The sequence below is a fragment of the Streptomyces sp. ACA25 genome, assembly GCF_028200735.1.
GTDB lineage: Bacteria > Actinomycetota > Actinomycetes > Streptomycetales > Streptomycetaceae > Streptomyces.
The window spans coordinates 105,919-118,756 of the sequence record NZ_JAQKPV010000014.1; the positions used below are offsets into that span (position 1 = coordinate 105,919).

A 12,838-nucleotide genomic window follows, 5' to 3' on the forward strand; every position below is an offset into this window, starting at 1 on the left:
TCGAAGCACCGGCCCGGGCGCCCCCGCTCGTCGCTCGGCAGTCTGCCAGACGCAGCGGAGCCGTCCGACGGTTCCTCCGGATCCGTGGGAAGAGAGGTGCCCCGGCGCGCGTCAGACCCGGGAGGCGGCCCCCGGCTCGGATGCCGAAAGGTTCTCCGGCAGCCGAAGCCCTTCGCGCAGCGGGATCAGTTCGGACTGCAGCACCGTGGCCGCCGCGCCGATCGCGGGCGCGGTGGCGGCCGATGGGGAGAGCCGGACCGTGACCGCATGCGTGGCGCGGGCGAAGAACGCCCGTTCAAGCTCCTCGCGGACCACCGGAAGGTAGACCGAGCCGGCCAGGGCCAGGCTCGGTCCGGTCAGCACCAGCTCCTCGAGGTCCATGACGTTGGCGAAGGTCCGCGCGGCCACCGCCAGATACCGGGCCGAACGCTCCAGCAGCGCCCGGGCCTGGGCGTCGCCCCGGCGGGCGGCGCGGGTCACGGCGGCGAAGTCGGCAGCGACCGAGGGCCGGGAGCGGTCCGGATCGCCCGTGAGCCCGGCCGCCCGGGCGAGTGCGGCGTTCTCGCGGGCGGCGGCGACGACGGCGCCCGGCCCGGCAAGGACCTCGGTGCAGCCCCGGGCCCCGCACCAGCACTCGGGGCCCTCCATTTCGAGGCAGATGTGCCCGATTTCCCCGGCGTTGCCGCTGGCACCCCGGTAGGCGATGCCGTTGATCAGCAGACCGGCGCCGATGCCGCTGCCCATGTAGAGAGCGGCGAAGGTGGAGGCGCTGCCGACCCCGCCGGACCAGTGTTCGCCGAGAGCCGCTGCCGTGGCGTCGTTGTCGAGCACCACCGGCAGCCCGGTGGCCCTGCTGAGAGCCTGGTCCAGGGGGAAGTCCTCCCACTGCCGCATCGAGGGCGGGGTGAGCCGCATGCCTCCGGCGCGGGTCAGCGGGCCGGGGGACACCAGTCCGACGCCGAGCACTTTCCCCCGGTCGACCCCGACCCCCTCGATCAGGGCGTCGATCTCGCGCGCCATCCGGGCGACGACTTCTTCGGGGCCCGTCGCACCGGCTCCCGCCCGTGACATCCGGGCGATCACCGAGCCGCTGAGGTCGGTCAGGGCATAGGTGATTCCCGCGTGGTCCAGGTGGACTCCGACCGCGTGCCGGGCCGCGTGGTTGAGCTGGAGGAGGACCCGCGGTTTGCCGCCGGTGGACTCGGCCCGCCCCGTCTCCACCACGAGGCCGTCGTCTATCAAACGGCGGACGACGGTCGAGATCGTCGCACCGGTGAACCCGGTGGCGTGGACGATCCCCACCCTGCTGATGGTGCCCGCCGCGCGGATCACGTCCAGCACCGCCGACCTGCTGCTCGCGTGGGGGGTCGCCCCCGCCGGTCCGCTCATGGATACCTTCCCCGCCGTGCTGCCCGGGGACGACTGCCCCGGGGGTGCGCCACGGAGGTGGCACCCCCGCCGAGGCTTAGTTTAGTTGCCTGAGGAAGCGCAGCAAGGCGTTACCGCACCTCGGCGGCCCTGGAGTCCCTGCTCAGACACCCGCCGCAGCGTAGCCGGGGATCACGTGCTCACGCAGTGGCGGCCTGCTCGTCGTGTTCGCGGAGCATCCGCATGACGGTGGCTGGTGTGGGGTGCCGGGCCCTCGTCGCGCCGGTGGTGACGACGAGCTTCCCGGCGATGTCGCGCAGGCTCATCTCCCGGTCGCGCAGGTGAAGGACACGGACAGCGTGGAGTCGTCGGTGACCCCCGCACCACCGATGGTCTTGCCGCGTTTTCGGGCGGCTCGTGGCCTTCGAGGGTGCGGTCACGGATGTACTCGCGCTCCGTGCCGGACCCCCGGCACGAGGAGCCCGCGGGTGCCGCGCAGGTGGGCATCGGACAGTCGCGCGATTCCACCCAGTCGTTGCTCACGGCCCGGCGCGCTTCATGAGGGTGTTTCACACGTCCGGCCGGTTGCGACAACTCATGAGACATGATCGCCGTAAGTGGGCCGCCAGGCGTCCGGCTGTTTGGTGAGCGACCACCCATGAGACGCCAGTGCCTTCACCCGCCCGTTCGGCCCGGCACCGTCCGAGGCCGGGCAACGGGCGTGCTAGCGTTGGTGGCGCAGAGACACAACTGCGGGACCAGAAGGGGGAGGTGAGTTGATGGCTGTCGTAGAGGCCGCTGCCGCGTGCAGTGCCCGCCGGACCATCCTCACGTCCCGGGCCCCGGTCTGACCCGACGTTCACCCCGCCCAAGCCCGACGGTTCAGGGCGGCGCAGCTTCGTGCTCATCGGGGTCCCTCTTCTTCAAGGGTCTTTACGTTGTCTCAGCTTCCTTCCTTCCGCACCCAGCCCTACTCCCTGGCCGACTACGGCTGGGACGAGGCGTGTGAGCGCACCTTCGCACCCCATCGCGCTGTCGGCCTGATACCGGCTCGCATCGTGCGGGCCGGACGCGGCCTGTGCGAGGCGGTCACCGACGCCGGAATCGCCCGCGCGGAGATGCCCGGCACCGCCGATCAGAATGATCCCCTGTCGGCGCCCTGCACCGGTGACTGGGCCGCCCTGCGTCCCGCCACCACCGGCCAGGGCCCGTTGCTGCACGCGGTCATGGCTCGGCGCACCGTCCTGGTGCGCTCCACAGCTTCGCGTGCCTCGCACGGCCAGGTCCTGGCCGCCAACGTCGACACGGTCATGCTGACGGTGTCGCTTGCCGCCCCTCTCAGACACGGACGGACCGAACGTATGCTCGCCCTGGCCTGGGAGAGCGGCGCGCAGCCGGTCGTGGTGCTCACCAAGGCCGACCAGTGCGCCGACGCGCAGTCGGCCGCGGCCGAAGTGGCCGAGGTGGCACCAGGTACGGATGTGCTGGTCACCAGCGCGGTGACCGGGCAGGGCCTGGATACCCTGACGGCTGTCCTGAACGGCACCATCGTGTTGCTCGGCCCCTCCGGAGCGGGCAAGTCCACCCTGGGTAACCAGCTGCTGGGCGAGGGCCGGTTGGCTACCGGCGCCGTGCGTGAAGCGGACGGCAAGGGCCGGCACACCACCGCTTGGCGGGAACTGCTGCCGCTTCCCGGCGGCGGGGTCCTGCTGGACACCCCTGGTCTACGCGCGATCGGCCTGCACGACGCCCGGGGCGGGCTGGAGCAGACCTTCGCCGAGATCGAGCGCCTCGCACACGACTGCCGGTTCACCGACTGCGCGCACGGACGCGAGCCGGGCTGCGCGGTCGTGGCCGCGGTGGAGGCCGGTGAGATTCCCCGGCGCCGTCTGGACAGCTACCAGCGGTTGCTGCGGGAGAACGCCTACGCCGCCTCGCGCACCGACGCGCGGCTGCGGGCCGGACGCGAGGCCGCCAAGAAGGAAATCGCGCAGCATCTGCGCGCCACCTACCAGTTCCGGGAGCGCCAGCTGTGAACGGCACCGACATGCCCGGCCGCGCTCCCGGGGCCGACCCGGTGACGGAGGCGTTCTTCGCCCTGCACCACGGCCTGCCCCGGCAGGGCCCCGGCTCGGACGCCACCACACGACGCCTGCTGGCGGCGGCCGGGCCGCTGCCCGAGCACCCGCGGGTGCTGGACGCCGGCTGCGGACATGGCCGCTCCACCCTGCTGCTGGCCGAAGAAGCCGGCGCGCGCGTGACCGCGGTCGACCTGCATCAGCCCTTCCTCGACAGTCTCGCCGCCGAGGCGGCCCGCCGGGGCCTGGGCGACCGGGTGACGGTCCTCGGCTGCTCGATGGACCGGCTGCCCTTCCCCGCTCACAGCTTCGACGTGATCTGGGCCGAGGGCTCGGTCTACACCGTCGGCTTCGATGTCGCCCTGCACGCCTGGCATCGCCTGCTCGCACCGGGCGGCGTCCTCGTCGTCACCGAAATCGAATGGACCGTGCCCGACCCCGCCGCACCGGTGCGCGCCTACTGGGAAGCGGCATACCCGCTGCGCACCCACGCAGGGAACACCGACACCGCGCAAGCCGCCGGCTACCAGGTCCGCGCGCACTGGCCGTTGCCGGAAAGCGACTGGTGGGACGAGTACTACACGCCGCTCGTCCAGCGGGTCGCCCGGGCGGACCAGCGACAGCCCGGCATGCCGGAGGCACTCGCGGCACTCCGGGCAGAGATCGCCATGCGGCGCGAACACGGCAGCGACTACAACTACGCCGCCTACCTCCTCCGGCCCCATGACCCCACGCCTCGCACTCCCGGGCACGCCGTGTTCGGCGTCTGACCCCTTCTGTGGCGCCCCGGAGGTATCCGCCCCGGGGCGCCACAGCCCTCCCAGCTTCTGGTAGGTCACGCACACGCGGTGCCGCGGCCCCACCGTGCGGTGTCGCGGGCGGCGAAGGTGGCGTTCACCAGCCCGATGACGGTGGTCTGCCCGCGTCCAGTTCGCCAACAGCTCCTCCGGCGACCCTTCTTGCCGATCGCCCGCCCCGATGGCCTCGAACAGTCGATCAGAGCGACGACGGCGCCCGGGCAGGGAAACCGGACGCGTGCCGCTGGCCAAGGCCTGCTTTGCGGCTGGGTCTGAGCCGGGACTCCAGGGCCTCGGCGGAAGGCCCTGCCAAGGGGTTGACTTTCTTTCTTTGGCTGCTTAACAATCCTGAAACCGGAGAGCCAGGAGAGGACGCGCGAGATGAGACTGCACGCAAGACGCCGAGGTGCTCACCAGGCCGTGGCCGGGGCGGTGGCCGTCGCCCTGCTGGCGGCCGGCTGCTCCGGAGGGTCCGGCGACGGCGGCGGGGGCAACGGATCGTCGGCCGCAGCCGACACGCTGGTCGCCTACACCGGCCAGGCCGGCGACTACCAGCACAACTTCAACCCCTACTCGCCCAGCGTCATCGAGGGCACCGGCTCCATATTCGAGCCGCTCTTCTACTACAACCAGGTCCGCGACCAGGATCCCGTCCCCCGGCTGGGCACCGACTACGCCTGGAACGACGAGGGCACCGAGCTGACGGTCACGGTGCGCGAGGACGCCCAGTGGACCGACGGCGAGCCGTTCACCGCCCACGACGTGGCGTTCACCCTCGACCTGCTCCTGGACAACCCCGCTCTGAACTCCACGGGCTACGAGGGCCGGACCGAGGTGCTCGACGACACCCGGCTCGTCGTGCGGTTCGACGAGCCGTCCTTCATGGAAGGGCCGCAGATCCTCGGCAGAATCTGGATCCTGCCGGAGCACATCTGGAAGGACATCGACGACCCGGCGACCGATGTGGTCGACGAGCCCGTCGGCACCGGTCCCTACCAGCTGACCGACTTCAAGCCGCAGGCCTTCGTGCTCAGCGCCAACCCCACCTACTGGGACGGCGAGCCCGAGCTGAAGAACATCCGCTACGTCGCCCTGGCGGGGAACCAGTCCGGCGCGGACGCGCTGGGCGCCGGCACCATCGACTGGCAGACCGGCCCGGTCCCCGACATCCACAACGTGGAGAAGAACTACCCCGGGTACCGGGGCATCATCGTTCCGCTGAACCAGATGGCGCTGTTCACCTGCGCCGAGGCGGATCTCGGCTGCGAAGGGCCGCAGACCGACCCCGCGGTCCGCAAGGCGATCTACTACGCCATGGACCGCACCCAGCTCAACTCCCTCGCCTTTGAGGACACCGCGAGCGAGATCTCCCCCGGCTTCGCCCTGCCCGAGCGGGACGGGGAGGTCATCTCCTCCCGGCTCGAGGACCGGCTCGCCCCGATGGAGCCGCACCCGGAGCACGCGGCGGAACTGCTGGAGGACGCCGGCTGGAGCAAGGGCGGTGACGGCATCTACGCCAGGGACGGGGAGCGGCTGGCCCTCACGGTCAAGGTCGTCTCGGGCTGGACCGACTACATCACCGCGGTGAACACCATGGGCCAGCAGCTCAAGGGGGCCGGCATCGAGCTGACCGCCCAGCAGGTGTCGTGGAACGAGTGGGCCGATGCCCGCGGCCAGGGCCAGTTCGAGCTGCTGATCGACGCGCTGCACCAGGGTCCGGCGCCCGACCCGTTCTACCTCTACAGCTACTTCTTCGCCAGTGAGAACACCGCCCCGGTGGGGGAGGCGGCCAACCCGAACTTCAGCCGCTTCTCCGACGACACCGTCGACGCCGCCCTCCACACGCTCAAGCAGATCAGCCCCGAGGACACCGGGGCCCGGCAGGAGCAGTACGACATCATCCAGGCCGGGATCGAGGAGGCCATGCCCTACATCCCGATCATGACCGGCGGCACCACCAGCCAGTTCAACGCGGAGAAGTTCACCGGCTGGCCCACCGAGGACGACCTCTACGCCTTCCCCGCCGTCTGGGGCCGGCCCGACAGCTCACAGATCTTCATGAACCTGAAGCCGGCCGGCGAGTAACCACAGCCGTCCGGCACCCGGGCCCGAGGAGGATCCTCCAGTGATTGGCGGCGACGGATGAGGTACTACGCCCGGAAGTCCGGGTTCTACCTGGTGGCCCTCTGGGCCGCGCTCACACTGAACTTCTTCATCCCGAGACTGCTGCCGGGCAATCCGGTGGACGTCCTGATGGCGAAGCTCCAGCAGCGCGGCGGCACGGTCGACCCGTCGGTACGCCGCTCCTACGAGCTCCTCCTCGGGACCGACACCAGCGAGACGCTGTGGAGCCAGTACTTCTCCTACCTGGGGAACATGCTCCGCGGCGACCTGGGGATCTCGGTCAGCGTCTTCCCGGCCGAAGTGTCCGCGGTCATCGGCCAGGCGCTGCCCTGGACGATCGTCCTGGTCGGCATGGCGACGCTGATCTCGTTCGTCCTCGGGATCGTCCTGGGCACGGTCGTCGGCTGGAAACGCGGGTCCTGGGCGGACGCGCTGGTACCGGCCACCACCGTGCTGGCAGCGGTGCCCTACTTCTGGCTGGCGCTGCTCCTGGTCGCGCTGTTCGCCTCCGCCCTCAACTGGTTCCCGCTGCTCGGCGGGTACGACGTGGCCCTGTCCCCCGGCTGGAACCGGGATTTCCTCTTCTCCGCCGTCCACCACGGCTTCCTGCCCGCGATGACGATCGTGATCTCCTCGGTCGGCGGCTGGCTGCTCGGCATGCGGAACATGATGGTGTCCACCATGTCCGAGGACTACCTCCTCACCGCCCGGGCGAAAGGGCTGCGGAACAGCCGGATCATGACCCGTTACGCGGCCCGCAACGCGGTACTGCCGTCCGTCGCCGGGTTCGCCATCTCCCTGGGGTTCGTCGTCTCCGGATCGATCATCACCGAGCAGGTGTTCTCCTACCCCGGAATCGGCTCCCGGCTGCTGCAGGCCGTGCAGAACAACGACTACGCGCTGATGCAGGGCATCTTCCTCGTGATCACGGTGACGGTCCTGGCCGCGAATCTCCTCATCGACCTGCTGTACGGCGCGATCGACCCCCGCACCCGCGTCCAGAACTGACCGAAAGGAGCCGGCACCGTGACGAACCCCGTGCCCCTCACCGGAGCCGGTCACGAGACCGGGCCGCTGTCCGGGGCCGCGGCCGGTCCCGACGCCGAAGAGCAGCGGCGCGGTCGCTGGCGTGCCCTGCTGCCCAGCTGGTCGCCCAAACTGGCCGTCGGGCTCGGACTGGTCCTCACCGTCGCCCTGTTCGGGCTGCTCGGCCCGCTGCTGACCGGTGACCCGGACGCCATCGACAGCATGGGCATGACCCCGCCCAGCGGCGACAACCTGCTGGGCACCACCCAGACCGGTCAGGACATCCTGGCCCAGCTCACCCACGCGACCCGCGGCTCACTGCAGATCGGCCTCCTGGTGGGCGTGATGGCCACCCTGCTGTCCATGGTCTTCGGCATCATCGGCGGCTACCTCGGCGGCGCGGTCGACGAGAGTTTCTCGCTGTTCTCCAACGTCATGCTGGTCATCCCCGGCCTGCCACTGGTCATCGTCATCGCCGGCTTCGTGCCCGCCGCACAGCGCGGAGCCTGGACCATCGCCGTGGTCCTGGCGATCACCGGCTGGGCCGCGTCCGCCCGCGTCCTGCGCGCCCAGACGCTGTCCCTGCGCAACCGGGACTACGTCGCCGCGGCCCGGGTCTCCGGGGAGAAGCGCTGGCGGATCGTCACCGTGGAGATTCTGCCCAACCTGCTGCCCCTGCTGGCCTCACAGTTCGTCTTCGCCGTGATTGCCGCCATCCTCGCCGAGGCCGGCCTGTCCTTCCTCGGCCTCGGCGCCTCCAACGCCTCGACGCTCGGCACCATGCTGTACTTCGCGCAGAACGGGTTCGCCCTGCAGTGGGGAGCCTGGTGGTGGTTCGTGCCGCCGGGCCTGGTCATCGCGCTGTTCGGCTGCGGCCTGGCGCTCATCAACTTCAGCATCGACGAGATCATCAACCCCAAACTGCGGCAGCAGGGCAGGCTCCGGCCGGCCGACGACTCCGTTCCGGAGACGGACACCCCGGCCGCGCGGCAGCGGGACACCGCAGCCGGACCTTCCCCCGCGACCTCCCGGGAGGACCGGGACGTGGTGCTGACCATCGACCGCCTGACCGTCGTCTACCGGACCGACACCCCGGTGCACGCCGTCAAGGAGGTGTCCCTGCGCCTCGGCCGCGGCGAGATCCTCGGCCTGGCCGGTGAGTCCGGCTGCGGGAAGACCACCCTGGCCTACGCCGTCAACCAGCTGCACCAGCCTCCGGCCGAGGTCACCTCCGGTGCGGTCACCTTCCACGACCGGGCGGGCCGCGACATCGACCTGCTCGCCCTCAAGGGAGAGGACCTGCGGGTCTTCCGCTGGGCGAAACTGTCGATGGTGTTCCAGGGCGCGATGAACTCCCTCAATCCGGTCCTGTCCATCCGGGCCCAGCTCGCCGACGTCCTGACCACCCACGAACCCGGCATGACCCGCGCGGAGCGTGAGGAACGCTGCGTCGAAGTCCTCCGGCTGGTCGGAGTCGACCCGCGGCGGCTGGACTCCTTCCCGCACGAACTGTCCGGGGGAATGCGGCAGCGCGTGATGATCGCCATGGCGATGCTGCTCGACCCGCAGGTAATGATCATGGACGAGCCCACCACCGCGCTCGACGTGGTCGTCCAGCGCGGCATCCTCCGCGAGATCCTGCGGCTGCGTGCGGAGCTCGGGTTCGCCGTCATCTTCATCACCCACGACCTGCCGCTGCTCCTGGAACTGGCCGACCGGATCGCCATCATGCGCGAGGGCGAGGTCGTCGAGTACGGGCCGGCGGAGCAGATGTACCGGGAACCCCGGCACGCGTACACGCGGCAACTGCTCGACTCCTTCCCGTCCCTGACGGGGAAGCGCGGGGCGTTCATCCGAACCGGCGACTCCGCAGCCCGGCCGGAGAAGTCAGCGCCGGGGCCGCCCCGGCCGGACACAACAGAACCTGACGAGAAGAAGAGGGCTTCGCGATGACCAGCTTGGAAGTCCGCAACCTCACCAAGGACTTCACCCTGCGCTCCGGGCTTCGGCACTCCACCCTGCGGGCGGTGGACCAGGTCTCCTTCACCCTGCGGCCCGGCCGGACCGTGGCCCTGGTCGGCGAGTCCGGCTCCGGCAAGTCCACGGTGGCCCGCATGATCGCCCGGCTGGAGAAGCCCACCGCAGGCCGGATCACCGCCACCGGGCCCGACGGCCGCCCGGTGGAGAAGCGGAAATACCGCGACCACGTGCAGATGGTGTTCCAGGACCCGTTCGGCTCGCTCAACCCCTTCCACACCATTGAGCACCACTTGGCCCGGCCGCTGCGGCTGCACGGCCGCGCCAAGGGCCGGGAGGACACCCGGCAGCGGGTCGAGGAGCTTCTGGAGCGGGTGAACCTCGGCCCGGCCCGCAGCATCGCCGGGCGCCGTCCGCACGAGCTCTCCGGCGGCCAGCGCCAGCGAGTGGCCATCGCCCGCGCCCTGGCGCCCGGCGCCCAGGTCGTCATCGCGGACGAGCCGGTGTCCATGCTCGACGTCTCCATCCGGCTCGGTGTCCTCAACCTCCTCGCCCGGCTCCAGCGGGAGGACCACCTCGCCGTCCTCTACATCACTCACGACCTGGCCACCGCCCGGCACTTCTCCGACGACATCCTGGTGATGTACCGCGGGCGGGTGGTCGAACGCGGCCCCGCCGACCGGGTCATCCTCGACCCGCAGCACCCCTACACACAGCTGCTCGCCTCCGCAGCGCCCGACCCCGAGGCCCGCAACCGCACCCGGGAGATGGCCGGAGCCACGTACGAGCCGGCCGGTACCGGGACCGTGCCGCACGCCGACGGGGGCTGCAACTTCCGCGACAGGTGTCCCTCAGCGATGGACCTCTGCGCCCGGATGCCGCAGGATCATGCGGTGGCCTACGACCATGAAGCCAAGTGCTGGCTCCACGCCGGGGAAGCCCGGCACCAGGATCCGGCCGGGAAGACGCACCCCTGACCCGGGCCGGCCACCCCGGGGACGTCCTCGACCCCCACCTCGCGAGGAGAACCCGATGCAACGCTCCGTCCTGACCTGGTCCGGCAGTGACATCACCCTGCACTTCGCCCTGGCGGGGGATCAGCCCGTCAGCCTGCTGTCCGTCCGCCCGGACGGCACCGGAGCCCCGGTGCCGTCCGCCGGCCTGGACGGGGCACCGCTGGTGGAGGTGCTGGCCCTCGGGCATGGCCGCTTCCCCGGTAGCCACCGGTACGCCGACACCATGATCGGGGCGCGCCTGCGCCACACCGGCCACACCATGTCCCGGCCGGCCGGCAGCACAGGTCCCGAGCTGCGCATCGTCCAGACCGACCCGGTGAGCGGACTGGTCGTCACCAGTGTTTTCCAGGCCGCGGACGGCGTACCCGCCGTCCGCACCTGGAGCGAGCTGACGGTGGAGTCGGAGCGGACCATACGCCTGCAGGCCGTCACCTCCCTCGTCACCGGGGCGTTCGTCACCGACGCGGGCCGCCCGCTGGAGGAACTGGAGCTGGTGCACGGCGACTCCGACCGGGGTGCCGGAGGCCGCTGGCACCGCACCCCGCTCCGGGAGGCCGGACTGGTCGCGAGGGACCCGGCTCCACCCCAGCACGCCCCCCGCAGCCGCTTCGCCCTGACCTCGCGCAGTTCCTGGTCCACCGGTGAACATCTCCCCACCGGCGCTGTGCTGTCCCGGGACGGATCATGGGCGGTGTCCTGGCAGATCGAGCACAACGGAGCCTGGCACTGGGAGCTGGGAGAGCGGAAGCAGGGCGCCTACCTGGCGCTGCTCGGCCCCACCGACACCGAGCACCAGTGGAGCGAAGCCGTCAGCGCCGGGCGCGGCTTCACCACCGTGCCGGTGTCCCTGGCGGTCTGCCGGGGCGGGGCGGACGAGGCGTTCGGCGCCCTCACCCGGCAGCGCCGCGCGTTGCGCGCCGGACGTTCCAGAAGCCTCCCGGTGATCTTCACACACTGCGTGAACACCATCCCGGGCGATCCGACAACGGCGGAACTGCTCCCGCTCATCGACGCCGCGGCCGAGGCCGGCGCTGACTACTTCTGCGTGGACGCCGGCTGGTACGACGAGGACGGCCGCTGGTGGGACAGCCTGGGGGAGTGGCAGCCGTCGGAAAGCCGCTTCCCCGGCGGTCTCGCCGAGATCCTCGAGCGCATCCGGGACCGGGGGATGGTCCCTGGCGTCGGGCTCGAACCCGAGGTGGTGGGCGTCCGCTCAGCACTCGCCGACCGGCTTCCCGACGAGGCGTTCTTCCAGCGCGACGGTGTCCGGGTGGTGGAACACGGCCGCTACCACCTCGACCTGCGGCACCCGCGGGCCCGTAGCCACCTCAACGACGTGGTCGACCGCCTGATGTCCGACTTCGGGGTCGGCTACCTCAAGCTCGACCACCCCATCATGCCGGGCCCGGGGACCGACCTGAACGGAGCCGCGCCGGGTGCCGGCCTGCTGGGCCACAACCGGGCGCACCTGGCGTGGCTCGACACACTCCTGAGCCGCTGCCCCGATCTGCTCCTGGAGAACTGCGCCGCCGGCGCGATGCGCATGGACTACGCCATGCTTTCGCGGCTCCACCTCCAGGCCATCTCCAGCGGCCGGAACCCGCTGCTCCACGCGCCGGCAGCAGCTGCGGCACCCGCCTCGGTGCTGCCCGAACAGGCCGGGAACCGGTCGTGCCCCCAACCGGACATGACGGCCGAGGAAGCCGCCTTCACGCTGGCCACCGGCATCCTGGGACGGCTGCACCTCTCCGGCCCACTGGACCGCGTGACGCCCCTTCAGTCCACGCTCGTACGGGAGGCCGTGACGCTGCACAAGCGGCTGCGCCCCTTCATATCGGGCTCGCTCCCCTTCTGGCCGCTGGGCCTCACCGGAACCGCCGGCCCCTGGGTGGCGACCGGGCTGCGGTCACCGGAGCCACCGGGTGACAGCTGGCTGACACTCTGGCGCGGCCCCGGCGCCCCCGCCTCGCTGGAACTTCCCGTTCCGCACCTGAAGGGCGAGGACATCGTGCCGGAGGCGGTGTTCCCGGCCGGCGCTGCCGACTGGGACCTGAAATGGGACGCGGCACAGGGGGCCCTTCGCGTCTCCGCCCCGGTGGGCGGCAGCGGGGCCGCCGCCCGTGTCATCCACCTCCGCCACTCCTGACCGGCCGCGCCCCGCTGTCCTGAACGGCTGCCCAACCCCGCTTCCGGGCGGGCCGGAAGCGCCTCAAGGCGACGAGAAGCTGAGGGGGCACACCGGTGCGGATCCCGGGGGCTGCCCGTGGGCCCGGCCAGGCCTGCTTTCCGTGGATCATCAGCTGACCGGGGGGCCGCGCAGCGGGACGGTCACCCGCAGCGCGTCCGGTCCGCCGGGTATGGGTGGGTCCGGGCGGTATCGGCGTGGCGGGTGGCAGCGGCCCGGCCCGGGGACCAGTCTGGCGAACGGGGGAACCGAGCAACCACCGGACGA

9 protein-coding genes are annotated in these 12,838 nt (G+C 71.3%); 7 read left to right on the forward strand and 2 right to left on the reverse strand.

Annotation, left to right across the window (positions count from 1 at the left end):
* Nucleotides 1–111 precede the first annotated feature (111 nt).
* Complete coding sequence (locus PJ985_RS19905; protein WP_271685218.1) at nt 112–1,389, reverse strand: ROK family transcriptional regulator; 1,278 nt, start codon at nt 1,387–1,389, stop codon at nt 112–114.
* Nucleotides 1,390–1,568: 179 nt separating this feature from the next.
* Complete coding sequence (locus tag PJ985_RS19910) at nt 1,569–1,694, reverse strand: hypothetical protein (RefSeq protein WP_271685219.1); 126 nt, start codon at nt 1,692–1,694, stop codon at nt 1,569–1,571.
* A 732-nt stretch (nt 1,695–2,426) separates the two neighbouring features.
* On the opposite strand from PJ985_RS19910, the gene rsgA reads away from it, so the two are divergent.
* The 7 genes from rsgA (at nt 2,427) to PJ985_RS19945 (ending at nt 12,532) form a co-directional block, all read left to right on the forward strand.
* The gene (gene rsgA / locus PJ985_RS19915) at nt 2,427–3,404 is read left to right on the forward strand and encodes a ribosome small subunit-dependent GTPase A (protein WP_271685256.1); all 978 of its coding nucleotides are present in this window, start codon (nt 2,427–2,429) and stop codon (nt 3,402–3,404) included.
* The gene (locus PJ985_RS19920) at nt 3,401–4,216 is read left to right on the forward strand and encodes an SAM-dependent methyltransferase (RefSeq protein WP_333909878.1); all 816 of its coding nucleotides are present in this window, start codon (nt 3,401–3,403) and stop codon (nt 4,214–4,216) included. The genes rsgA and PJ985_RS19920 overlap by 4 nt, the downstream gene beginning before the upstream one ends.
* Nucleotides 4,217–4,624: 408 nt before the next feature.
* Nucleotides 4,625–6,328, forward strand: a complete 1,704-nt coding sequence (locus PJ985_RS19925) for an ABC transporter substrate-binding protein (protein ID WP_271685220.1) — start codon at nt 4,625–4,627, stop codon at nt 6,326–6,328.
* Nucleotides 6,329–6,385: 57 nt separating this feature from the next.
* Complete coding sequence (locus PJ985_RS19930; RefSeq protein WP_271685221.1) at nt 6,386–7,375, forward strand: ABC transporter permease; 990 nt, start codon at nt 6,386–6,388, stop codon at nt 7,373–7,375.
* Between the two features lie 18 nt (nt 7,376–7,393).
* Complete coding sequence (locus PJ985_RS19935) at nt 7,394–9,346, forward strand: dipeptide/oligopeptide/nickel ABC transporter permease/ATP-binding protein (protein WP_271685222.1); 1,953 nt, start codon at nt 7,394–7,396, stop codon at nt 9,344–9,346.
* Entirely contained in the window at nt 9,343–10,347 is a 1,005-nt protein-coding gene (locus tag PJ985_RS19940) for an ABC transporter ATP-binding protein (protein WP_271685223.1), read from the forward strand. Before PJ985_RS19935 ends, PJ985_RS19940 begins: the two co-directional genes overlap by 4 nt.
* Nucleotides 10,348–10,402: 55 nt before the next feature.
* Nucleotides 10,403–12,532, forward strand: a complete 2,130-nt coding sequence (locus PJ985_RS19945) for a glycoside hydrolase family 36 protein (RefSeq protein ID WP_271685224.1) — start codon at nt 10,403–10,405, stop codon at nt 12,530–12,532.
* The last annotated feature ends 306 nt before the right edge of the window (nt 12,533–12,838 follow it).

Coding starts and splice junctions, on each gene's coding strand:
- PJ985_RS19905 (WP_271685218.1), bottom strand. CDS start 1,389: ATGAGCGGACCGGCGGGGGCGACCCCCCACGCGAGCAGCAGGTCGGCG.
- PJ985_RS19910 (WP_271685219.1), bottom strand. CDS start 1,694: ATGAGCCTGCGCGACATCGCCGGGAAGCTCGTCGTCACCACCGGCGCG.
- PJ985_RS19925 (WP_271685220.1), top strand. CDS start 4,625: ATGAGACTGCACGCAAGACGCCGAGGTGCTCACCAGGCCGTGGCCGGG.
- PJ985_RS19930 (WP_271685221.1), top strand. CDS start 6,386: ATGAGGTACTACGCCCGGAAGTCCGGGTTCTACCTGGTGGCCCTCTGG.
- PJ985_RS19940 (WP_271685223.1), top strand. CDS start 9,343: ATGACCAGCTTGGAAGTCCGCAACCTCACCAAGGACTTCACCCTGCGC.
- PJ985_RS19945 (WP_271685224.1), top strand. CDS start 10,403: ATGCAACGCTCCGTCCTGACCTGGTCCGGCAGTGACATCACCCTGCAC.